This window comes from Bremerella cremea (assembly GCF_003335505.1).
In the GTDB taxonomy this organism is placed as follows: Bacteria; Planctomycetota; Planctomycetia; order Pirellulales; family Pirellulaceae; genus Bremerella; species Bremerella cremea_A.
Window position 1 is genome coordinate 128,141 of sequence record NZ_QPEX01000010.1, and the last position, 24,327, is coordinate 152,467.

The 24,327-nt window shown below is 53.4% G+C and carries 17 protein-coding genes; 7 read left to right on the forward strand and 10 right to left on the reverse strand.

Features of this window, described 5'->3' with window-relative positions:
* Positions 1–142 precede the first annotated feature (142 nt).
* On the reverse strand, positions 143–3,187 hold the full coding sequence (locus DTL42_RS01900) for an FAD-binding and (Fe-S)-binding domain-containing protein (RefSeq protein WP_234824036.1): 3,045 nt from the start codon (positions 3,185–3,187) through the stop codon (positions 143–145).
* 192 nt (positions 3,188–3,379) lie between these two features.
* On the opposite strand from DTL42_RS01900, the gene DTL42_RS01905 reads away from it, so the two are divergent.
* From DTL42_RS01905 to DTL42_RS01920, 4 genes are read left to right on the forward strand one after another with little or no spacing between them, the layout of a single operon-like run.
* Positions 3,380–4,864, forward strand: a complete 1,485-nt coding sequence (locus DTL42_RS01905; protein ID WP_114367007.1) for a nicotinate phosphoribosyltransferase — start codon at positions 3,380–3,382, stop codon at positions 4,862–4,864.
* A complete protein-coding gene (locus DTL42_RS01910; protein WP_114367008.1) occupies positions 4,861–5,556 on the forward strand; it encodes an NUDIX hydrolase in 696 nt (231 codons plus the stop codon). Before DTL42_RS01905 ends, DTL42_RS01910 begins: the two co-directional genes overlap by 4 nt.
* 29 nt (positions 5,557–5,585) lie before the next feature.
* Complete coding sequence (gene pncA / locus DTL42_RS01915) at positions 5,586–6,290, forward strand: bifunctional nicotinamidase/pyrazinamidase (protein ID WP_114367009.1); 705 nt, start codon at positions 5,586–5,588, stop codon at positions 6,288–6,290.
* Positions 6,193–6,639, forward strand: coding sequence for an NADAR family protein (locus DTL42_RS01920; RefSeq protein ID WP_114367010.1), 447 nt, complete (start codon positions 6,193–6,195; stop codon positions 6,637–6,639). Before pncA ends, DTL42_RS01920 begins: the two co-directional genes overlap by 98 nt.
* A gap of 439 nt (positions 6,640–7,078) precedes the next feature.
* On the opposite strand, the gene DTL42_RS01925 is transcribed toward DTL42_RS01920, so the two are convergent.
* Genes DTL42_RS01925 through DTL42_RS01935 form a run of 3 tightly spaced genes read right to left on the reverse strand, consistent with a single transcriptional unit; the run spans position 7,079 to position 12,406 of the window.
* Positions 7,079–10,156 (reverse strand): error-prone DNA polymerase, encoded by a 3,078-nt coding sequence (locus DTL42_RS01925; protein ID WP_114367011.1) that lies wholly within the window; start codon positions 10,154–10,156, stop codon positions 7,079–7,081.
* A gap of 2 nt (positions 10,157–10,158) precedes the next feature.
* Positions 10,159–11,694: a Y-family DNA polymerase gene (locus tag DTL42_RS01930; RefSeq protein ID WP_114367012.1), complete on the reverse strand. Its 1,536-nt coding sequence runs from the start codon at positions 11,692–11,694 to the stop codon at positions 10,159–10,161.
* Positions 11,615–12,406, reverse strand: a complete 792-nt coding sequence (locus tag DTL42_RS01935) for an ImuA family protein (protein WP_114367013.1) — start codon at positions 12,404–12,406, stop codon at positions 11,615–11,617. Before DTL42_RS01935 ends, DTL42_RS01930 begins: the two co-directional genes overlap by 80 nt.
* A gap of 53 nt (positions 12,407–12,459) precedes the next feature.
* Here DTL42_RS01935 and DTL42_RS01940 point away from each other — a divergent pair, with 53 nt between their 5' ends.
* On the forward strand, positions 12,460–13,149 hold the full coding sequence (locus DTL42_RS01940; protein ID WP_234824038.1) for an SOS response-associated peptidase: 690 nt from the start codon (positions 12,460–12,462) through the stop codon (positions 13,147–13,149).
* Positions 13,150–13,338: 189 nt separating this feature from the next.
* Here the strand turns inward: DTL42_RS01940 and DTL42_RS26915 are convergent, their stop codons facing one another.
* On the reverse strand, positions 13,339–13,473 hold the full coding sequence (locus DTL42_RS26915; RefSeq protein ID WP_261341588.1) for a hypothetical protein: 135 nt from the start codon (positions 13,471–13,473) through the stop codon (positions 13,339–13,341).
* Positions 13,474–13,780: 307 nt separating this feature from the next.
* On the opposite strand from DTL42_RS26915, the gene DTL42_RS01945 reads away from it, so the two are divergent.
* Entirely contained in the window at positions 13,781–14,191 is a 411-nt protein-coding gene (locus DTL42_RS01945) for a hypothetical protein (protein ID WP_114367015.1), read from the forward strand.
* 1,791 nt (positions 14,192–15,982) lie between these two features.
* Here the strand turns inward: DTL42_RS01945 and astB are convergent.
* The 5 genes from astB to DTL42_RS01980 all read right to left on the reverse strand — a co-directional run bounded on the left by astB (position 15,983) and on the right by DTL42_RS01980 (position 22,513).
* Positions 15,983–17,296 carry an N-succinylarginine dihydrolase gene (gene astB / locus DTL42_RS01960; protein WP_114367018.1) on the reverse strand — a complete coding sequence of 438 codons (1,314 nt, stop codon included), beginning with the start codon at positions 17,294–17,296 and terminating at the stop codon, positions 15,983–15,985.
* On the reverse strand, positions 17,293–18,723 hold the full coding sequence (locus tag DTL42_RS01965; protein WP_114367019.1) for a succinylglutamate-semialdehyde dehydrogenase: 1,431 nt from the start codon (positions 18,721–18,723) through the stop codon (positions 17,293–17,295). The genes astB and DTL42_RS01965 overlap by 4 nt, the downstream gene beginning before the upstream one ends.
* Positions 18,724–18,742: 19 nt before the next feature.
* Positions 18,743–19,864 carry an arginine N-succinyltransferase gene (locus DTL42_RS01970; protein ID WP_234824039.1) on the reverse strand — a complete coding sequence of 374 codons (1,122 nt, stop codon included), beginning with the start codon at positions 19,862–19,864 and terminating at the stop codon, positions 18,743–18,745.
* Positions 19,816–21,213 (reverse strand): aminotransferase class III-fold pyridoxal phosphate-dependent enzyme, encoded by a 1,398-nt coding sequence (locus tag DTL42_RS01975; RefSeq protein ID WP_114367962.1) that lies wholly within the window; start codon positions 21,211–21,213, stop codon positions 19,816–19,818. The genes DTL42_RS01970 and DTL42_RS01975 overlap by 49 nt, the downstream gene beginning before the upstream one ends.
* 94 nt (positions 21,214–21,307) lie before the next feature.
* Positions 21,308–22,513 carry a hydrolase gene (locus tag DTL42_RS01980; protein ID WP_158545192.1) on the reverse strand — a complete coding sequence of 402 codons (1,206 nt, stop codon included), beginning with the start codon at positions 22,511–22,513 and terminating at the stop codon, positions 21,308–21,310.
* 132 nt (positions 22,514–22,645) lie between these two features.
* Between DTL42_RS01980 and DTL42_RS01985 the strand changes: the two genes are divergently transcribed.
* Positions 22,646–24,289, forward strand: coding sequence for a Glu/Leu/Phe/Val dehydrogenase dimerization domain-containing protein (locus DTL42_RS01985; protein WP_114367021.1), 1,644 nt, complete (start codon positions 22,646–22,648; stop codon positions 24,287–24,289).
* Positions 24,290–24,327 lie beyond the last annotated feature (38 nt).

A 24,327-nucleotide genomic window follows, 5' to 3' on the forward strand; every position in this document is an offset into this window, starting at 1 on the left:
GCAGTTACCCACTATTGCTTATAACCCTCACATATCGCGGGCAATCTATCGGCCAAGGGCGTTTTCTGTAACAAAATAGAAAAACCCGAATTACAAAAAAGGAATCGAACAGGCCAGATTGAGCTTCTTTACTGGACATTCATCAGGAAATAATCAGCGCATCTCTGAGGATCTGGGCAGGGTGTAAAGCCCCTCGCGAAGTGCCATCGTGTATTTGATGGCGGCAGGAAGTTCCCGGGGCGGCAATCAAGGTCTCTTTCGCCAGTTCACGCACACGAGGGAACAGGACTAGCTCGCCTATTTGCATCGATATGGGGTAGTGTTCCGCTTCGTAACCAAATGAACCTGCCATGCCGCAGCAACCGCTGGGAATGGTTTTCACCGTGTAGTTCCGGGGCAGGCTCAACGCGGCAATGCTGGCCGATTGACCGACCAACGCCTTTTGAAAGCAATGGCCATGCAGCGAAATCGATTTTGCCTGATCGGTAAACGAATCTGGCGTGATCCGCCCTGCCCTGACTTCCTGTTGGATGAACTCTTCCAGTAGCACGCATTGAGGGGCAATTTGGTGAGCGATCGGGCGTAGCTCGGGATCGGCCAACTCCAGCGTCTCGTCCCGAAACGTCAGAATCGTGGAAGGTTCCAGACCTATCATCATGACCCCATCGCTCAGTTGATCTTTTAGCAGGCGCAGGTTTTGATCGATCCGTTTTTTGGCTTCCCGCAGCAACCCTTTGGAAAGCCAGGTCCGCCCACTTTCGCCATGCTGAGGAATCTTGACGGAATAGCCGAGCCGTTCCAACAACTCGATCGCCGCGATACCGACGTGCGGATCGTGGAAGTTGGTGAACTCGTCGTTAAACAGGAGAACGCGTCCCACCTTCCCGGCGTTTTCATGCGGCTGATGCTGGGCGAACCAATCTGCCAACGTTTGCTTAGGCAACAGCGGTATCGTGCGGTCGGGGTGAAACCCAGTTAAACGGTTCAAGATCTTGCGAATAAACGGCGTTCCGAACAGCAGGTTCCACAGCCAAGGGAACTTCGCGGCCAGGTTCTGTTTGCTGGTGAAGTCGGCAATCAACTTCGCCCGCCGCGGCACACCGTGGGCGTCGTAGTAATGCTGCTGAAACTCCCCTTTGAGCTTGGCCATATCAACCGTCGAAGGACATTCCTTCTTGCACCCTTTGCACGACAAGCAAAGATCAAGCACTTCCTTCAGTTCTTCGTTGTCGAACGGGTTGTTGGCGTCTGACTGGGTGATGACATGCCGCAGGGTATTGGCCCGGGCGCGAGTGGTGTGCTTCTCGTTGCGGGTGGCCATATAACTTGGGCACATCGTTCCGCCAGAAAGGTGCGTCTTGCGGCAATCGCCCGACCCGTTGCACATTTCGACCGCCCCCAAAATGCCAAAGTTGGCAGAGAAGTCGAACAACGTTTCTGGTTGCCGCGGCTTCTGCCCCGGCGTGACACGCAGCGAGCTATTCATGGGGGGCGTGTCGACAATCTTGTTCGGATTGAACACGCCACGAGGATCCCACGTTTGTTTCACCTGACGAACTAGTTCGTAGTTGTGGGCTCCGATCATGTACTCAAGAAACTCGCCCCGTAAACGACCATCGCCATGCTCGCCACTGAGTGAACCTCGATACTGTTTGACCAATTCAGCAATGGTTTGGGCGACCTCGCGGAACTGACGATTCCCTTCCGGAGTCTTCAGGTTAATCACTGGGCGCAGATGAATTTCACCACTTCCGGCATGAGCATAGTGCACACACTCGAGGCCAAATCGTTCCTGCAAGCGTTTATTGAACTCGGCGATGTATTCCGGCAAGTCATCGACATCGACACACGTGTCTTCGACCACCGGGGCAGGTTTCGCGTCGCCGGGCGTATTGCCGAGCAAACCGAGGCCAGCTTTGCGGAGGTCCCAAATTTTTTCGGTGTCTTCCCCGAACAGCACCGGAAAGGCATAGCCGTAACCGGCGGCTTGTATTTCGGCAATGATCCGGTCGCAAACCGCTTGCACTTCATGCTGTGAATCGCCGCGAATATCGATCACCAAGATTGCCCCTGGGTTTCCTTGCACGAAGAAGCGATTCGCACGATGTTCGATACTGCGCTCGGTGCAAGCCAGAATGTAACTATCGATCAGTTCGCAGCCGTAGCAGTCGTGCTTCACGGCGATTTGCGTGGCGCGCAGCGAAGCGTCGACCGTTTCAAAATGGCCGCAAATCAAACCATTGACCGGCGGCGGCAGTGGTAAGCAGTTCAGCTTGATGCGCGTAGCAAAGAACAACGTTCCTTCGCTGCCAGCGATCAACTTGCAGAAGTTGAACGGTTTGTCGCTGCTTTCAGCCAAGACATCGGCGTCCATCAGCAGATCTAACGCGTAGCCGGTGTTGCGGCGCGGGATCGATGGTTTCGGAAACTGACGTTCAATCTCGGCGCGGTTCTCTGCGTCGGAAAGCATCGTGCGAATGTGCTGATAGAGTTTGGTTTCCAGCGAGTCTGGTCCGTTGCACTTGGCCTCGAATTCCTCTTGCGATAACGCTTTGAAGGTCACCAGCGAACCGTCGGAAAGAAACCCTTCGATTTCAATGAGGTGATCGCGGGTACTGCCATACTTAATCGAGTTCGAGCCGCACGAATTGTTACCGACCATCCCACCGAGCATCGCCCGATTTTGGGTAGACGTCTCTGGACCAAACAACATGCCGTGCGGCTTGAGCGCCAGATTGAGCTCGTTACGAATCACCCCTGGTTCCACCCACACGGTTCGCTGCTGCGGATCGATTTCGAGAACCTTGGTGAAGTTCCGCGAAACATCGACCACGATCCCCCCACCAACCACTTGCCCAGCCAGCGAAGTTCCGGCGGTTCGCGGAATCAAGCCGACGCCATGCTTTCCGGCGAACAAGATCAGTTCGCGAATGTCTTCCGTCGTTTGCGGAATCGCCACCGCCAGCGGCATCTGCTGATAGGCAGACGCGTCGGTCGAGTAAAGCGTCCGCATCAAGTGGCCGGTATGCAGTTCTCCGGCAAGCTTCTGGCGAAGGGCATCGAACTGGGCGGTGAGATCAGCAGGAGTCGTAGCGGCGGCGGTATCCATAGGGGCTTTAACGCGAGGAGGGAAGTTTGGCGATGGGCGATACCCTTCCATCATACGGACCAAATCACAAATTCCCATCGGGGATACCGTTTGGTGCGCGATTCGTAGAAATCTGAGGAGTTGGTGCGAGTTTTTCCAGCTAACCGGCACAGCTTGCCAGCCCGTGGCCAGGAAGCATACCCCACTTCTCTCTTCAATAAGCGGGTGGAAAGAAAGTAACGTTGACAACGACATCGTTAGTGTCTAACTTACACTAACAAGGAGCGAACAATGATCGATGAACTCTACAAACCTCCACTGGCCCTGCTAACCGATCTGTATCAATTAACCATGGCTTATGGTTACTGGAAGCTAGGTCGGGCCGATCAGCAGGCAGTGTTTCATCTCTTTTTTCGCAAGCCTCCGTTCCAAGGGGGCTATGCGGTTGCGGCTGGGTTAGAGCAAGCGTTGCAATACTTGCAGCAATTCCGCTTCGATTCGTCCGATCTCGAATACCTGGCCAGCCTCACCGGCAATGACGATGCTCCGCTATTCGACCAGCAATTCCTCGACTATCTCGGTCAATTGAGGTTATCGGTCGATATCGACGCCGTACCCGAAGGAACGGTTGTTTTCGGGCAAGAGCCGCTGTTGAAAGTACGTGGGCCGATCCTACAGTGCCAACTGCTAGAAACGCCGCTGCTGAATCTGATAAACTTTCAAACGTTGATTGCCACCAAATCGGCGCGCATCACGACGGCGGCTGGGGACGACCCGGTCTTGGAATTCGGACTTCGCCGGGCTCAAGGAATCGATGGAGCACTTTCCGCAAGTCGAGCAGCTTACATCGGCGGCAGCGCGGCGACCTCGAATGTGCTGGCCGGAAAGCTGCTAGGCATTCCCGTCAAAGGGACGCACGCCCATAGCTGGGTGATGTCGTTCGATACCGAAGCGGAAGCATTCGCGCAGTATGCCGCAGCGATGCCTAACAATTGCGTGTTCCTGGTCGACACATACGACACCTTGGACGGCGTCCGTCAGGCCTGCGAGGTGGGTAAGCAGCTTCGCCGTCAAGGGCACGAGATGGTTGGCATCCGGTTAGACTCAGGCGATTTAGCTTACTTGAGCATCGAAGCCCGACAAATCTTAGACGAAGCAGGCTTTCCGCAGGCAGCAATCGTGGCGTCGAACGACATCGACGAGAACATTATCGCCAGTCTCAAGTCGCAAGGCAGCCAGATCACGATTTGGGGAATTGGTACGAAGCTGGTCACCGCGTTCGATCAACCGGCGCTGGGGGGCGTTTATAAGTTGGCCGCTACTCAGCAAGCCGACGGCACCTGGCAGCCGAAGATTAAACTCTCGGAACAAGCCATCAAAACTTCGATCCCTGGTTCGCTGCAGGTGCGACGTTACCACAGCGACGGCCAGATGCTTGGCGACATGATCTTCGACGAGCTACACGGCGTCGATCCTCGGGCCATGATCGTCGATAGCAAAGATCCAACCCGCCGCAAACGTTTAACCCACTTCACCGCGACCGATTTGCTTGAAAACGTGATGCAAGCCGGTCAGCGTGTTCAGCCTGAGGAAGCGTTGACGGCCATCCGCCAGCGAGCTCGGCAGCAGTTGGCTTCGCTGCACCCAACCATCCGCCGCTTCATGAACCCGCACGAATATCCCGTGGGGCTCGATATTGGGCTGCACGAACGACGCGATCACATGATTCAAGAGGCTCGCCAGTCTCAGTGGCAAGGGAAAGAACGCACCTCATGAAAAAGACACATCAATACGAGTACGCGCGTCCGGCGCTGACGGTCGATATCGTGGTGTTCGCGCTCGATGAAAATGATTTGATGGTGATGCTGATTCAGCGCGACCTGGATCCTTTCGAGGGACAATGGGCCCTGCCAGGCGGTTTTGTGCATATCGACGAAACCCTGGAAGATGCCGCCCGGCGCGAGTTGCAGGAAGAAACCGGTTTGAAGGATATCTACCTCGAACAGCTTTACACCTTCGGTGGCTTGCAGCGAGACCCGCGCGAACGTGTGGTGACGGTGGCTTACTATGCCCTGGTGAATTTAGCAGGGCACAACGTCCAAGCAAACACCGACGCACGTAACGCGGCCTGGTTCGCCATGAGCGAACTGCCCGAACTGGCGTTTGACCATGCCATGATTTTACAAACAGCCCACGAGCGGCTACGGGGCAAGGTTCGCTACCAGCCGATTGGGTTCGAACTTTTGCCTGAAAAGTTTACCTTACGGCAACTACAACACTTGTACGAAGTGATCCTCGACCGAGAACTCGACAAACGCAATTTCCGCAAAAAAGTGCTCAGCATGGAGATTGTCAAAGAAACCAACGAGATCGAAAAAGATGTCGCCCACCGCGCGGCTCGTCTGTTTCGCTTCGATAAAAAGACCTACGACAAATTAACCAAGCAAGGATTTCACTTCGAGATTTGAATGAGTCCTCCCTATGAAAGGTGGCAGCAATGATCGCCTTGTTGTTAGTCGATATTCAAAATGATTTTCTCCCTGGAGGAGCGCTGGCGGTGAGCGAAGGAGATCAGGTGATTTCGGTCGCCAACCGCTTGATGCCAGGCTATCCGCTGGTGGTGGCCACGAAAGATTGGCACCCAGCCCATCACAAGTCGTTTGCCAGTCAACACCTGGGCAAGAAGATTGGCGACGTGATCGAATTGGAAGGGCTAACGCAAGTCTTGTGGCCTGATCATTGCATTCAAGGAACCAGCGGAGCCGAATTCGCCCCAGGGCTGAATGTTGGCGGCATCGATCATGTTGTGACCAAAGGAACCGATCCGCAAATCGATAGCTACAGCGGCTTTTTTGATAACGCCCGGCTGAAGAAGACCGGGCTAGAAGATTATTTACACAGCGCAGGCGTCAACGAAGTCCACATCGTGGGCCTAGCCACCGACTATTGCGTGAAGTTCACCGCGCTAGATGCGGTGGAGCTTGGTTTTAAAACCACAGTGATCCTAGAAGGGGTTCGCGGTGTTGAACTTCAGCCAGGGGATTGTGCGGCAGCGATCACAACGATGGCAAAAGCAGGAATCCGAATTCAACGAAAGGAAAACGATGACCATCGAATTTTATTCAACGAAGGACACTTACGGCGAGTTCTCCAACTTCGCTCCATTTCCGTTCGAGATCGACGGTCTCGTCTACCCGACTAGCGAACACTATTTCCAGGCGATGAAGTTCTCGGACGCGCAGTATCAAGAGAGAATCCGCGAAACGAAAAGCCCGATGATCGCTGCCCGTCTTGGTCGCAGTCGCAAGGTTAAGATCCGCGACGACTGGGAAGAGGTCAAAGTTGACATCATGCGTACAGCCGTGCGAGCCAAGATATTCGCTCACGAGGATCTGCAGAAACTGCTCCTAGAAACCGGGGACGAAACGATCGTCGAAGCGGCGGGAAGGGATTACTTTTGGGGCGCCGGCAAGGACGGATCAGGCCAGAACTGGCTAGGCAAAATCCTTATGGAAATTCGCACCGAACTACGCGAAGCAAAAATAACTTAATCGAAAACAACCAGGCAAAGAAACCCCAAATGGACATTAAAAGCTTAAAACAAATTAGCAAGCGGCTGAGTTACATCCTGCGACATCGGTGGCGACGCGGATAGCGTCGGAGCGATCGCAGGGGCCATTTCAGGAGCGAACCTAACGGCCAATGCATTGCCCAGTCAATGGATCGATAGGCTGACCGAATGGCCCAGAAATGTGCGTTGGATGGAACAACTTTCCCATGCAGTCGCTTCCGGCGAAGCTTCCCCTCCACGAATGCACTGGCCGCTGACATTCGTAAGCAATATTGCGTTTACCACGGCCGTGTTGACGGTCGGATTCAGGAGGTTACTTCCTCCCTATTAAAGGAGCCCTCATGATCGCCCTGTTGCTCGTTGACATTCAAAACGACTTTCTCCCCGAGGGTGCAATTATCCCTGAATGATGATGTACGTCAACGAAAGTCTCGTGACTTCATCGCCAATGCAGAAAGACGAGTCGAAAGATCTTCGACTCGTCGTACAACAACGTGGATCACTGTATCTTTACACTCGACTTTGCCATGAACGATCCAAGCTTGTGAATGACGGGTAATCTTACGAAACCGTTCCCATGTCTTGGCATGAACTACGAGGTTGGCAGTTCCCGTTTCATCTTCGATGGTTACGAAGGTAATTCCCTTGGAAGTGCTAGGCCGTTGACGTAGGAGTATGATCCCAGCAACTTTGATGGGTGTATCATTCGAAACCTGAGCAAGCTTTTCCGTTTGAATTACGCCCAGACTCTTTAATCGTTCACGCTGAAAAGCCATTGGATGAGAACGCAGCGACAACCCTGTAGTACGGTAATCGGTATAAACCTCTTCTTCTGGAGGCATCGTTGGTAATATCGCCGATGGTTCTTCCTCCGGTTCGAGATCGTCAAAGAGAGTTTTCTGTCGAGGCTTTTGGGAAATCGTTAACGCACTCCACATTGCCTCACGTCGTCCCGGACTAAGGCTCGCCAATGCATCTGCCTCGGCTAATAGTTCCACTTGGGCTTGCGAAAGTCTTGTTCGCCGCTGGAAATCATCCATCGATTGAAAATAAACATCTTTTCGGCAATGGGTGATAATGTCAGCCGTTGTCCTCTGTAATCCGGTAATAAGTCGAAGCCCAAGACGGATCGCTCCACGTTCGATACAACAGTCCCATTCACTTCGATTCACGTCCACGGGGCGAACTTCAACCTTGTGTTTTCTGGCATCCTGTATCAATTGCGAAGGGGCATAGAAACCCATTGGCTGACTGTTAATAACAGCCGCCGTGAAGTGAGCGGGATAATAATGCTTGAGCCAAGCAGAAACATAGACCAGCAGGGCAAAACTGGCGGCATGACTTTCTGGGAAGCCATATTCCCCAAAGCCTCTGATCTGTCGAAAGACTTGTTCCGCAAATTCTCCCTCCAAACCATGCTGCTTCATGCCATCGAGCAACTTTTGACGAAATTGGTCGATGATCCCCGGTCTTCTCCACGCCCCCATCGCTCTTCGTAACTGGTCAGCTTCGCCGGGCGAGAATCCAGCAGCCACGATAGCCAACTGCATACATTGCTCTTGGAAAAGCGGCACACCAAGCGTTTTTCTCAACACGTTCCGAATGGCATCGTTGGGATAAATCTCTTCTTCCTCCCCGAATCGTCTCCGCAGATAGGGATGAACCATGTCTCCCTGAATTGGACCGGGACGAACGATGGCAACTTCAATGACAAGATCGTAATAACATCTTGGCCTGAGGCGAGGGAGCATGGACATCTGGGCCCGAGACTCGATCTGAAACACACCAATCGTGTCTGCCCGACAGATCATGTCGTAGACCTGTGAATCTCCTTCGGGGATATTCGCCAACGTCAATGACTTGCCGGTAGTTTCCTTGATCAGATCAAAGCACTTGCGAATTGCCGTCAGCATTCCCAAAGCTAGGCAATCGACTTTGAGAATACCCAAGTCGTCGAGATCATCCTTGTTCCATTGGACGACGGTTCTACCTTCCATCGAGGCGTTCTCGATAGGAACGAGTTCATGAAGTGGACCTCGTGTGATGACCATCCCACCGACGTGCTGCGATAGATGACGGGGGAAACCAAGGAGTTGACCCACCAGATAGATGAATTGCTTGCCAGTGCCAGAACAAACGTCGAGTCCCGCTTCCTGACAACGCCCTCGAAAATCATCCGAGGCCTGGTAGTGATCGGCGTTCTTAGCCAAGCGATCTACCAACTCCAACGAGAACCCGAAGGCTTTGCCGACATCTCGAATGGCCGAACGAGGTCGATAAGTAATCGTGACGGCTGCAATTCCCGCTCGTTCACGTCCGTATTTCTCATAAAGGTATTGGAGGACTTCCTCTCGTCGTTCGTGTTCAAAGTCCACGTCGATATCAGGAGCCTCATCTCGTTCTCTGCTGATAAATCTTTCAAATAGAACGTCAACCCGTTCTGGATCAACCGCAGTAACGCCCAAGCAATAGCATACGGCTGAGTTTGCAGCTGATCCTCGCCCCTGACATAAAATCTTGCGGGAACGAGCAAATCGAACAATATCCCAGACGGTCAGGAAGTACGATTCGTAGCGAAGTTCTTCGATTAGATTCAATTCGTGTTCGACCAGCCGATAAACTTTATCAGGGACACCATCTGGATATCTTGTTGCGGCTCCCTTCCACGTCAGGTGTCGCAGGTACTGAATCGGTGTAAAGCCTTTTGGAGCAAGTTCCTCTGGGTATTCATACCGAAGTTCATCAAGCGAAAACGTACACTTGTCGGCAATCTCTATTGTCCGCTCTAAGGCCCCGGGAAGATCGGAGTGAATCGCATGAATCGCCTCCATGGAACGGAGATGCCTTTGAGCATTGGCCTGCAATTCTTCGCCGACTTTGGAAACCGATGTGCGTAGCCGAATTGCCGTCAGCACATCATGAAGAGGTTTCCGCTCTGGCGTATGAAAAAGAACTCCGCCGGCAGCGACCAGTGGCAGCCGAATTTGTTGTGACAGCTCTTTCAGCCAATGGCGACGTTCTCGGTCATGCGGTCCGCGATGGAGTTCTGCTAATAAATACAAATCATCAAACATCCCTCGATACAGTTCCGCCTCGCGAGTTGAGAAGTCTTCGCTGCACGCAGGAGGTAGGACTCCAGCAATTAGTCCGGTTGTGTGCTTGGCAATGTCGTCCAGCGTAAGATGACATTCTCCCTTGGGGGCTCTTCTTCTGCCAATGGTTATCAAGCGGCAGAGATTGGCATACCCTTCTCGATTCTTTACCCAAACTACGACTGGCGGAGCATCCAGTGGACAAATTTCCGAACCGACGATCAGCTTCAGCGAATGATCCTTAGTAGCCGTGTTGGCACGAACAATGCCCGCCAACGTGTTGATGTCAGTGGCGGCCAGTGCGGAGTATCCAAGTTCGGCTGCTCGCACAACCAGTTCTTCAGGATGAGAAGCTGCTTCCAGAAACGAGAAGTTGGTTCGGCAATGAAGTTCAGCATAGCGCATGGTTAAAACCACTCTCCATGCCAAAACCAGCGACCATCATGAAGTCTCCGAAAGACCCAGAGCCATTCCCCTGAAGTGGTCTCGACTCGGTAATAATCACGGCAAACATGCTCTCCTTGCCACCAGCCTGATTCAATCCTTTCTGGCTCAGAGCATTCGCCAATCTCGATTCGCTTTCTCTTCCAGAATAAAACCACCGGCGGACCATCTGGGATGGAAGCGATAACCTCAATTGGCCTTGGCTTTAAAAAGAGTGCCGTAGGTCGATCCAGTCCGTGATATCTGCTGTTGAAGGTCGTGGCACTAGGAAGGGACGGGCCAGCTACCGAGGCTAATTCGACAGATCGCTCGGGGATTGGATCGGGAAGCAAGTACGGAGCAATAACGGCCTGTTCACCAAGGCGACTGCTGAATCGATTCAATAAGATGGAAAATTGACGGGAACTATTCCGTGTCACCCCCTCAAAAAATTCTTCTTGGGACGCCCCCAGAGGAGCAACCTCTTTTGCTTCTAAATGCAGGCCCACAACCGGCGAATGAAGTCGCAACTTTTCCAAATGGATTCGCAATAATTCACAAATATGCTTTTCTTCGCTCGTCGTTTCGCAAAGGCGAAGATCGAGCATTTTAGATGTACGGTCTTCGAGAAGGAACAGGCATTCCAGATGCCGAGTTCCGAGCCAACACGGAGCGAGCAAAGCCAACAGTTGTCGCAATAGCAACAACAAGAAGTGTTCAATCGCTTCTGGATGGGAAATGCCTTCCTCAAGCGTTTGCTTGACTCGATACAGAGGTAGCGGATGACATGGATCGATGTATTCGGGAACCTGCCCTGTGAACTGGTCCAATCGAGTTAGGATATCATTCCCCAACCGACGTGCCAAAGAACGACGATCCAGCGTCATTACCTGCTGGATGGTAGTTATTCCGAGTCGATATAGCTTCTGCAAAATGGGTTCACTCAATCGCAGCGCCGGCAAGGGCAACGAATAACATTGCCGAATATTTTCAATGGGAATAACCACCGGGCAGTTTGGCTTTGCCATGTAGTGGGCCGCAGCCCATGCGGCTCCAATGCTATTGCCGATAGCAATCCGACCATCGAATTGTCTCTTGGTGACTGCTCGATCCAATTCAGCCGCAAGGGCTTGTTCCCCTGAAAAGAAATGAGCGATTCCTGTCACATCCATGAGGATGCTTTCAGGATCACTGGACTCTTCCAAGCCAATCCGAAAGCTGAAACGTTCGCAACGCAGGGCGATCTCCACCAATGCCTGCCAAGCCTGTTCCGGCTGAACCTGTTCCACGACAAGGCGATCATGAGGCTGTGCAAAGGTTCGACCTTCCGAAATAGGCATTCCGACTTGTACACCACGTCGTTGGGCAAATCGATTACAGTAGCGAACAAAGTCTCCTTGTTTCCTCGACTCGGTTAGCAACAGCACTGCCTGCTGAAGCTCAGGCTGAGTGTTGATACGTTGCTGTAACGCCCAGTTGGGAAACCAAAGGCAAAGGATTCGCTGTGGTATTCGTCCCATAAAGCGTTCCCTTCACGCTGTCGATCACGATGTCTGCTTGTGAGTGCTTTAGCTTGCGATAGCTGGAAGCCAACTCAACCCGAACACAAGGGGAACCATGCAGTGAACGAAGTGGATGCACCAGTAATCGAGCCTCCGCCCATGAAGGTTGCTTCAATGCCTGGGCAGAGCGAACCAAGAAGCCAATTCCAGCAGAAGCCTCTACGGCCAATTGGAGTCGCCGAAAGCTGGTGCTATTCATCCGCTCGATGTTGGCCCAAACCACTCCAATCGCTTCCGATCTCAAAGCTTCTTCACAAGCCCAAAGAGCTTCCTTTTCGGAATTGGGACGAATGAGAACCACTCGGGATAGGTCGAATCCCAAAAGTGAAAGGGACAACGGAAAAAGTTCATGTTGAACATCGATAATTACCGTAGGAAGTACTTGGGGACAGATTTGCTTGCCAGCAATCAGCGAGAGCGTTCCAGCACGGCTGGCCGAAGTGCTTCCCACCCACTCAACAAGGCTTCCTCGCCTTATTCCCTGATGAGGAAGCAAAGCATCTAAATCCTCGCAGCCGGTGGAGTACACCCTATTTGCCTTCTCGGAAACTCCCCTCTCCCGAGCCCATATCTGGTTCTGAAGTTCAACAATTGTTTGTTTCCGGGTATCGTGGTAGTTGAGTTTTCCCATTTCAGCACCTCGCACGGAGTGTATACACATGTACACCATTTGTCAAGCGGCTGAAATTTGGGCAATTCTAGGGTAAGAAGCAGTTCCCATACGTGAAATCACGAAAAGCCATGTGCGGTCGATACACCTTACGAGCCCGTCTGAACCAGCTTTTGCAAATCTATGCAGCGGAGTCTGATGTGGAGTTGGAGCCACGGTACAACATTGCTCCTACGCAAGACGTTGCTACCGTGCGATCGACTGCTGATTCCGCCACAAGAGAATTGGCACTTCTTCATTGGGGTCTGATTCCCTCATGGGCCGATGATCCCAAAATCGGAAATCACATGATTAATGCCCGTGGTGAAACCGTAGCGGAAAAGCCCTCTTTCCGAACGGCTTTGAAACGTCGCCGCTGCCTCGTCTTGGCGGATGGATTTTATGAATGGAAAAAAGAAGGCAAAGCCAAACAGCCACACTTCATTCGGATGAAGGATGACGGTCCAATTGCCTTTGCCGGACTATGGGAGCATTGGCGCAAAAATGGGCTCACCATCGAGTCTTGTACGATCATCACAACCAGTGCCAACAAACTTATGTCGGAGTTGCATGACCGAATGCCGGTGATCCTTTCGGGAAACGATATTGATTTATGGTTGGATCAGAAGGTCGAAGATTCGAAGACGTTACTTCCAATGCTTGATCCTTATCCTGACGAGGAGATGGAGACCTACCCCGTCAGCACTTTGGTAAACTCTCCTAAGAATGAATCCAGTGAATGCATTGAGCCTCTTGCCGAATGAACCTAGGTAGTCCGTAAAGACCTGGATGCCTCAAAGTTCACCATAGCAGAATAACCTTCGAGTCCTTCTCCATGATCTTTCACCCAAAATAAAAGCTGGGAACGAAGATCCACGCTTCGCCGACCAGAGTGCCCATTCTTTCTGAGCTTCTCAGACCCAGCACATCCTATTCACCAACACCGCCTCGCTCTATCCAGCGATGCTGCCTGGCGGGTGCTCGACGTGAACATCAATCTGTTGTTGGTCGACATCCAACCCCACCTGTGACACAAACCACGGCGACTTCAGGCCCAAAGGATGCTGGTAAAGTTCTTTGTCTTGCATGAATGCTCTCCTTCTCGGAGAATTCTAGCAGCCCCATGACAAAGCCGGATGGACCAAACAAAGGGAGTTAACGCAAAGAAAGTGCCTGGAAGGGTAAGGATAGTCGTTCGCTGTTCCCAACAAAACATGCGGTACGAAGGGAACGGCCAAACGCAGCTTCCTTTCGTATTCACGACATGCTAAAAGCGGACGAAACAAACCGCCACACGAGCAAGCAACATCGAAACTATCCGAGAAGAAAAGAACCTCTTAGTTGCCGTGCACCAAGAGTAGATGACGCCAACGCCAAGGACATCGCTTTGGCGAAATGGTTGCTGTAGAATTGTTTCTAACGCTGGATCTCATCCTGCACACCAACATAGAACCTTGGGTCAACATCGTGAGTGTGATGAATCTGATATACCTTGGAGGCGCAACGGGTGCCTTGCAGGCCTTTTTTGGAATCATCCTGGGATCGCCAATGCGCGGAGACTCTTTTTCAATGGCAGCTTTAACTTGCAGTATTATTGCAATCAGACAGATGCAGGGCATATGGCGAATAGTTATGTTATGTGCCGCCAGTGGAACACTCTCGCTTGTGTTGGGGATCGCGATTGAGCCTTTGGTGCAAGATGGGGCATGGCTTGAGAGATTGCTGTTCAGCATCCTAGCTGGGGCCGCAATAGGCTGCCTGTGTGGTTTTGCCGAACGTGTGTTGCGCAGCCGCAGCTTGCCCTGATCCATCCCACAAGCCCGGCCGAGCGTAATGCAATTGAAACAGCACGTGAATGAACTTAGGGCCAGAATAAAAGAGCTCGAAGAAATAGTGATCCATTAGAAAGGTGCAGAATGGACAACTCGCTTACTGAAAGAGAGAGCAAAACACTTGAAGCAATACGAAACACAGATCTTTCAGCGCAACGCAGGCTTCCCGTGCTATTTGTCGTCGCTGGCATTTCTCTCTTCGTGCTTGCTACGGTATTCGGAATTGCAATGAAGGAAACATTCATTGGAGTGACTAATGGCGCATGGGCATTTCTTTTATGTCTTATTATGTCGAAAGGACGATCCGGTTATAATCACCTATATTCAGTGATAAAGAAAATAGGTTGAATGGCGACCGGCGGGATTTTGGCTTTCCACATCCGATATCCAAACGCCGACGATCACCTCGTGCGTTCCAATCTCTTCCAGTCGAAGATTAGCCTTCCATTCGTTTTTTGTAAGTCGGTGAAGTGAACACTTTTTGCCAATTTGACTTCAATCTATCGCTGGCTTTGCGTGGCTCACAAGTGCAACGGCAATTTCATTGGTACTCGGATTCCCGGGGACAATAGGGGCGTTTGCCCCTTTCGTCGAAGCCAACCATCGCTCTCGTTTACGGACGATCGATGATTGACGCAAAGGGAACGGGGCGATTGGAAACCAATCGGTGGCTTCCGTTGGTCTCCCTTGTTTGGTCGCTGCCACAGACCTCAATAAGTATTTAGGATTGGATGCAAATTGACATTTATTTAGTATCCATGGCAATACTAATCGGTCCAGTGATTTCGTTGGCATGGTTTGCGATTGACGCATCGGCATGGACAGTGCATGACATTCTGGTTGGCGTATGGCGCGAGAGGAATGTTAGACATTTTGTCGCAGGGATGCGTATTCCGGACATTCGCTGGCGAGCATGGATCGCACTCCTTTTGGGCACGTACCATTTCTTTATTGCGATTCCGATGGTGGCGTACTTGCTCACCCATACTTTTTTCGGATTCGCAATGCTGAGTTGTCTGCTATATGCCATATCTGGAATATGGTGCGCGTTTCTGCCTGCATACTTCGAGGCATGTACGCTGTTTCGCGTCCGGCGAGAGGCAATGGCTGCAAAGGAAGTCTTAGAGCAAATACGGAGTTCTGATCGAAGCGGATCCGTTTCCATCCGGGGCAAGAGCACGAGCTACACAGCCAGGTTTTCGCGCCAAGCAATTCCAACGACTTTCATGCTGAAGCGATCGCAAATGAAGTATGATTGGCGAGAGCAATTCGGCCCGATCGGAGCCATTGTTGAAAATCGCGTCTTAGTGGGGTTATCGCTTCGTACCGAATTTGCTGTGGAACTCTGCCGAAGTGATTGTCAGCCCACTTCAATGGAGTTCACCGAGACCAACAGCAGCGCAGATGAAACGGTCACCTGGAGTTACGTTCTGAATCGGTGTTGGAGAATAGCTCCTGGCGTCTATGTGTCACAGTACAAAATTCAATGCACTCCGGCATAGAGACGGACAAAGGGAGGACGGCAACATGCCCACCTTTCGATCGACCAAGAAACCATGCTTCAGATCAGCATGAGACATGGCAGGCCGTTCTTGCTGAAAATCGATGCCTAGCAGATGTGGGACGCTGGGCATCAACTCTTCCTAACGGGAAACGATGTCTGACTAACCGATTACGTACCTCCTCAATAGTTGCAAGAGGTGCCTCGCCAGAGATGACAGCTGCGAGGCAACCAAACCAAGTGTTTCTAGCCGTATTAAAGGGCTCAATAAGAAGTCAGTTCGAGCATGGCCGCTAACTCGTCCATGGCTTTGTTCACTTCTTCGTAAAACGCTGGATCGGCCAGGTCGGCGAGGGTGAGCTGTTCGCGATAATGCCGTTCGACCCAAGCGCACAACTGTTGATGGCGTTGTTCGGTGAGCAGAAACGGCTTGGGCACGGCGGCAAGTTCTTCTTCAGTTAGCACCACCCGCAGACGCAAACAGGCCGGGCCTCCCCCATTTTGCATGCTTTCTCGTAGGTCGACATACAAACACGAAGCAATTGGGTTGTCGGCAGCGATGATCTTCTCGATTAATGCGGCAGCACGCGGCGATTCTTGGCATTCGATCGGACAGACTAGCAGCATTTGGCCTGGGGCCACGGTGAGGAGCTGGCTGTTGAAGAAGTAAGTAGCCACCGCTTCTTCCAGCGTCAGTTCATTGGCAGAGACAACAATCGTGCATAGCTCCCCCTCCATCATGGTTTGCAGTTGGTCGAGGACTTCGGTTTGATGAACAAAAGCCGCTTCGTGTACCAAGTGAACGTTCTGATTGCCGACCGCGATGACATCGTTATGGAACACGCCAGCATCGATTGCCCGTGGACGTTGCTGGGCGAAGAGGCAGTAATCGGGGCGAAGCAGGTGCTGCCGGGCCACGGTCTGGCTGGCCAACTTCGCTTGGCGCGCGACAAATCTGGTTTCCCCCGGGAGTGTCTGGTTATCACGCCCGTAAACAAACAACTCGGTTCCTGGGTCTCCGTACGAGGTACAAAAACGAGTATGATTCGCCGCTCCTTCATCGCTTTGCTGAACTTCAGCGGGCAAGGGGTTATGAACGACGAAGTGGGCTCGACTGCGAAATACTTGACGTAGCATGGCCGTGGTTTGCTCTGCTTCTAACTGGCGATGCGGCATCGATTGCAAATTGGCTGGGGTGAAGTGAACACGGCCATCGAGGCAATCGCGACTGGGCGAAACGGTCGCCGCGTTGGCGGTCCACATGGCCGAGGCGCTGTAAGCGTTACTCAGCAAATCAGGCCGTGTGCGGTAAGCGTTAGCCAACACTTCGGGCGGGCTACCAGTAAAACCATGCCGCCGCAGAAACGCGAGATCAGGCCGACGTTGCGGCGGCAGAAATCCTTGCACCAATCCCAAGTCAGCCACCTGCTTCATTTTGGCAAGTCCCTGCAAAGCGGCTTTGCGGGGGGAAGATACTTGGTGGCGATGTTGCTGCGAAGCCAGATTGCCTGCCGAGAGGCCGCCGTAATGATGCGTGGGGCCGATCAAGCCGTCGAAGTTGACTTCCCAGGCAATCACGCTTGGTCCTCCGCATGCGGGGCCGCTTCCAGTTCGGCAATGGCGCTCTGGCAGAAATCAATCGCATGATAACCGGCGGGGCGATAGTTACCACTCTGCCCGATGCCTCCGAATGGCAACCGTCCGCTGGCTCCGGTTGTGGGGAGGTTCCAATTGATCAGCCCGGCGTTGACTTGGCAGCGGAAGCGTTCGAAGTCTTCCCGACGATCGCACAGAATACCAGCCGCCAAGCCAAACTGGGTGGCATTGGCCTCTTGGATAGCGGCTGCTAAATCAGAGACGCGAATCACCTGCAACAGTGGCCCGAATATCTCGTCGTCGGTTCGCTGCGAGCAGTTCGTTACGTCGACAATCCCAGGACTGACCAGTGCCCGAGAAGATGATTGACGTTTGGCTTCTAGCAGTGTCACGGCTCCGAATTTGACAAGCCGCCGCTGCTCGTCTCGTACGCGATTAACCGCCGTAGCGTGAACTAGCGGCCCCAAGAAAGGCTCGGGGATATCGCTCGGCAATCCGACCGAAAGCTGTGCGGCACTCGCCACGAGGCTTTCGAGTAATTCTTGAGAATCGCCCGTCACGATCAGCCGCCGGACACACGTACAGCGCTGCCCCGAAGTGAGGTAGGCCGATTGAATAATTGTTTCCACGGCTTTCGGAATGTCTTGCGGCTGATGCACAACCAGCGGGTTATTGCCTCCCAGTTCCAAGGCCAGCAACACTTCCAGCTGCTCGGCCAAGGCATGCCGCAGCTTGATTCCGGTGCTGCGACTTCCGGTAAAGAACAAGCCACGTAGTTCTGGTTGCTGCAAAATGGCTTGTCCGGTGGAAACGCCGCCGGGAAGAAAGTTCAGCACGCCAGGGGGCAATCCGGCCTCTTCCCACAGCTCTACCGTGCGCTGGGCCACGTGCGGAGTGAGTTCGCTGGGTTTGAAAACCACCGCATTCCCCGCCAACAACGCCGGCATGATCTGTCCGTTTGCGATGTGCAGCGGAAAATTGAAGGGACCAAATACCGAAACCACACCCAGCGGACGATAAGCAGTCCGCCCGGTACGCCCTGGAAGGGAAACTTCTTCACGATCACGCCGCCGGTCGTAGGCATCGATGGTGACATTCGCCTTGGCGGCTGTTGCCCCGACTTCCGTTAGTGCGTCCCAGAGCGGTTTGCCGACTTCGTCCGAGATCGCCTTGGCGAGTTCTTCTTTGTTCGCTTGGACCAGCTCTGCGAAACGCCGGAGCAGCGCAGCACGATCTTGCTCAGGCTTCGCTTGCCAAGCTGGTTGGGCAGCGGCAGCAGATTGGAAAGCGGTTTTGACATCGTCGGACGAAGCCGCGTTGCCTTGCCAGACGGTCTGCTCAGTGGCAGGGTTCGTCGATGCGAACGGCTCTCCGGTCGCTTCGCGCCATTGTCCGTTGATATAAAGCATAGCGTCCCTCCCCAATGTTTTATGCCCCAATGTTTTTTGGTTGTGCAGGAGGTTTGAGCCGAGCGAAGCGAACCTGCTGGCCTGGCTCAAGTGATAATTCATTCGCTAACGTAGGGTCGATGATGACATGATCTTCGCTGGCAAGCAAACGTCCACTACTGAGGCGGAAGGTCGGCTCGATCGCTGCGACCACATAGATGGGTGTCTCTTCCGGCAACCCGTCACGGACCTCTTTGATCGGCAATACGCGGCTTTCTCGCACGAGGCGAATTTCATCGCGTTGGCAGTGCAATACCGGGCCTGCTTCAAAGATATCGACTAAGCATTCGTAGCGAAAACCTTCACTTTCTAACAGTCGGCGGGCAGGAACCGTGTTGGCGTGGACCTGCGCGATGGAAGCTTTGGCTTCGTCGGGCAGAAGGTCGACATAGACGGGATGACGGGGATTCAACTCTTCGATGAAATCTTTGTTGATCAAACTCAGCATGTCGGCATGTGGGAAGTCGATCCCAAAGAAGTGAACCCCCAAGGCTTCCCAAAACGGGCTGTTCCCTTGCTCGTCGACGACACCACGCATCTCGGCGATGACTTCTTTCTCGAACAGTTTGGGCCACTGGGCGATGAAGAGGAAACGAGAAAGGGAAAGGACACGCCCGTTGCCTCCGCCGCGATAATCGGGGTGCAAAAACAAACTCCCAATCTCGGTTGGGCCATCGTGGTTTTTCAGCAGCGTGAGAACTTGGTGCTCGTGTCTACTCCCCAGAACAGTTGATTCTTGAATTTCTTGAACCACATCGAAGGCGTAAAACGGTTTGAAGCCGCCAACCTTCGACACGATACCACACGTGCCGACGATTTTGCCAGAAGTTGGTTCTTCCATCACGAACAAGTAGAGCTGCCCTTGAGGATCGGCGTCGCTTAAGTCTTCAAACGAGCGCAGACTTTGCTTCACCCGCTTCTCGAAGATAGCCCGATCTTTCGGCAGCGTCGTGAGCCCGTATTGGGTTAGCTGTGCCAACTGATGTAGCTGGTCTAAGTCGCGTAGTTCCACCGGGCGGATAATCATCGTGCCCCCTTGCCAATAAGTTCCGATCACTCTTCCCAGGAAAGCGAGAGCATCACCTGATCGACGATGTCGCACGCTGCCTCGATTTCTTCGTCGGTAACCGAGAGAAACGGAGGCAGAAACCGCACGCGCGCCGGGTTCTGACCGGCAACGAAAGCGATCACGCCGGCGTCGTACAGCCCATGTAACACCCGTTTGGCCGCTTCTGCCGAACCGTTGAAGGGCGTAAAAGCCACCATGCCGCCAACGCCCCAAGGGCCAGAGATTTTATCAGGGGCCTTTTGTCGTAGGGCTTCGAAACGAGCAGCAAAACGCTGCTGAATCGCGGCGTTGCGCCCCTCGGGTCCGTAGAAATCCCCCTCGGTTAGCTGCCGCAAGACCCAACGAGCCGCAATGATCGCGGTGGTCGAAGAGGTAAACGTTTGGCTCAGCAGCCCAGGCTTCGGATTGACCTCTTCACTAAACAGCGTGGCACATACTTGCGTCATCTTGCCAATCGTCACCACGTCGGCGTAGTCGTCCAGTTCGAGCATTTGAAAGGCAAACGGTTGCAGCGTGCGTCCGAAGGTTTGAATCTCGTCGAACAAGATGGGTACGTGGTGCTTTTTCAAGAGCGAACAAAGGGCGACAAAGTACTCGCGCGGGGCGCCGTAGTAGCCTCCTTCTCCTTGCACCAGCTCCATGATGAAACCGCAGTGCGCCTCGGGGAAGCGTTCCAAATGCCGTTCCAGCACGCGGAGCGAATGATGCAAACTGGCCGCGTCGGCGTGGGCGTCGTAAAACGGAACGTAGTCGACCGCGATTGTCTGTGGTTGGCCGACGCGGTTCTTCGGGCGATCGGTGACTTGGTTTAGCACCATCGAGCGTCCGGCGAAGGCATTTTCAAACGCCAGAACACGCTGGGCGCCTGGGCGATGCTGAAACAAAATCTTCAGCGCATTCTCGTTGGCCATGGCACCACTGCTGGAAAGAAAGCAATGGTTAAGCTTCGCGCCATTGCGTTTGGCCAACGCGACAAGTTCCCGGCTGAGTTTGAGCGACTCGACATTCTGCTGCAAGTTTCCTTGCATTACGGTATCGGCCAGGATCGCCGGGACCAACTCAGCCAGCAGATCGGTGTTAGCGTGCCCCATCGCGTGGACGCCAATCCCGGTAATCATGTCGTACTTGACGCTCCCGTCGACCAATTCCACCAAAGAACTTCGCCCAGTGCCACTTCCCAGGTAGGGGAAAAACAGCGGGTTGCCGCGGAGGTTGGCATATTCATTCAGCAGATTCTGAAGCTGCTGCGTCTGCTGAGGGCTGGCTGGCTGAGCTTTGAGATCGGCAGTGTGTTCCTGTACAGCCGCCTGCAAGAGCCGTGTTGCCTCGGCGACGCGCGGGTCGTCCAGCAATTGTTGGGCAATTAACTTACGAGCATCCACGGTTGCCTCCGTTTCTTTGGGGGGTGTTCGAGCTGACGGAAAATCGAAGCTCATTTCAATTCTACGCTTGTTTCCCCCTTTCGGCCTCCGAAATTCAAGGGACCTGACTTATCAACGTCAGGAAAGCGAGTTGCGCGCGAGGGACCAAACTATCGATCAGCATGTACTCTTGGGGCGAATGAATGTTACCCCCTTGAACGCCCATCGTATCGACGTTCGGCACGCCCAATGCGGCTAATCGATTGCCGTCGCAGACGCCCCCCGTCGACTCCCAGGCCAAGTCTAAGCCGATCGTTTCGCCACATTTTTGGACCGTTTCTAAGAGCTGTTGGTAAGGTTCATTCAACGGTTTCGGTGGCGCAAAGAAACCGCCATGCAGCGACATGACCATTCCTTCCGGCACGTCTTGCACGATTCGTTCTAAGTCGTGGGACAGTTCGGCTTCGTGTTGCTGGCTCGGATAACGAATATTGAAACGAACGACCGCTACATCAGGGACGACATTATTCGGGCCGCCGCCATCGATTTTAGCGACGTTAACGGTTGTATCAGGCCAGCGGCCATTCAGTTCGTGCAGTTGCCGAGCCACGTTGGCGGCGGCCACGACGGCATTGCGTCCTTTGTAAAACTCTCGTCCCGCGTGAGCCGCTTGCCCCCGCACGACAATCTCGAAATTGCCAGAACCTTTCCGCTGTCCGATAAGATGTCCACTTGGCAGACAAGGTTCGAAGAGCAAACCGAAATTGGCATCGCTTCCATACTGAGCGAAGATGTTGCGCGAGCCAAGTGAGCCAATTTCCTCGTCGCTGTTCAACAAAATTGTCCAACCAAGTTGCCTGTTGCCGGTGGCCTCGACATACCGTTCCAGGGCGCGCAAGGCATACAGCATGACCACCAAGCCTCCTTTGGCATCGGCCACGCCTGGGCCATGGAGGACGTTTCCGGCCAGCTTTAATGTTTGAAACGGGGAATCAGCCGGATAGACCGTGTCCATGTGAATGGAAAGGACCGCCTGACGCGTAGCTTTCTCGCGTCGCCGCCCTACCAGAACGCCCGCCAATAGGCGTTCGGTCACCTCGCCGCGAGAGCTCACTTCTGTTTGCGGATCGACCGCCAAGTAGTCGATGTGGTCGGTGATCGAGGTGAACTCGGCTTCGACCAGTTCGGCCAACTGTCTTAAACCTGCCAGATTGGCGGTGCCAGTATTGATAGCAGCCCAATCGGCTAGTTGGGTCACCATCTGATCTTGCTGTTTAGCCAACCAGGATAGAATTGATTTTGTATCTGGTTCCAGTGACATGGCGAACCTGCCGAAGAGAAGTTGCATGAGATTGTAAGCGCCCTACTTCATTGTATGCCGTACAATACAGATGGATGTTTTTCTTGTTTCACCTGTCACGTTCCCCCATCCCATTGCAGACAGGAGCGAGCAATGTCGGAAATTCGCGTTCTAGTGGTGGAAGATAACCCACTTCAAGCAGCGCTCATTCAGGAATTGTTGGCCCAAAGTGTTGATACCCGCTTCGAGCTCGACCTCTTTGAAAACCTAGAGACGGCCCTCAATTGTCTCAGTAAGAAGAAGTTTGACGCGATATTGCTCGACTTGACACTTCCCGATAGCGAAGGACTTACCACCTTTATTCGGATGCACGAGGCTGCTACCGGCGTGCCGGTGGTGGTTTTGACCGGAAACGACGATTGGTCGCTGGCCGCCAAGGCGGTGGAAGCAGGCGCCCAAGACTATCTGATTAAAGGCAAGATCGACGGTAATCGGCTGGCCAGGGCTTTGCGTCTGGCGGTCAAACGAACGCATGCCGAGCAGCAGGAATGGAATTCGCCGATGCTGCACCTGGCGCAGCAGCAATTCTTAAAAGCGGCCCAGATCATGGGGCTCGACGAGAACCTGCGCGAACGGCTGCTGTTTCCTCAACGAACGCTTGTCGTCACCCTCCCCTTCCGCCGAGATAACTACACCCAGGTCGAAACCGTGTTCGGTTATCGCGTGCAGCACTTGCTGACCATGGGGCCGACCAAAGGGGGTATTCGCTATCACGAAGATGTTGGCCTGGGCGAAGTGTCCGCGCTGGCGATGTGGATGAGCTGGAAATGTGCGTTGATGCGTCTTCCTTTCGGTGGCGCCAAAGGTGGCGTCCGAATCGATCCGACCGAACTGACCGGGCACGAACTGCAACGCCTGACCCGACGTTACACGATGGAAATCATCGACATGATCGGGCCCGACAAAGACATTCCGGCCCCAGACATGGGGACGGACGAACAAGTCATGGCGTGGCTGATGGATACCTACAGCCAGCAAATGGGTCACTCGGTTCCGACCATTGTTACCGGCAAGCCGGTCTCTCTGGGAGGTTCACTCGGACGGCGAGAAGCCACCGGGCGAGGGCTGGTTTATGTGATCGAAGAAGCGGCCAAGGTGATGGGGCTTCCTATCCAAGGGGCCACCGCCGTCGTGCAAGGTTTTGGTAATGTCGGTAGCAATACGGCTCGGTTGCTGGAAGAACTGGGAGTGAAAGTGGTGGGCGTCAGCGACGTTTCAACCGGCTTATACAACCCCAAAGGGCTTTCGGTGACCGACTTGTTGCAGTACGCCCATGACCACCGCGTGCTGAAAGGGTATCCTCATGCCGACGAAGTCACGAACCAAGAGTTGCTTGAGTTGCCGTGCGATATTTTGGCACCGTGTGCATTGCAAAATCAGATTACCGAGCGGAATGCCGAGAAGCTGAATTGCAAGCTGGTGGCCGAAGGTGCCAATGGCCCGACAAGCCTGGAAGCGGACGAGATCCTGAAAGAACGTGGGATCTTCGTCATTCCGGACGTGCTTGGCAACGCAGGCGGCGTGACGGTTTCGTACTTCGAGTGGGTCCAAGGAACACAAAACTACATGTGGACGTTGGAAGAAATCAACTCGCGGTTGAAGAAGATTCTGGTCGATGCTTTCCAGCGGACTTCAAGCCGAGCCGAAAGCTCGAATCTTGACTTCCGCACGGCGGCTTTGATTGAAGGAATCGAGCGCGTCGCAGAAGCCAAACTCAAACGAGGTTTGTTCCCATAAAGCTTACGGGAACAAACCACCTGTTTTCCATGGCACAG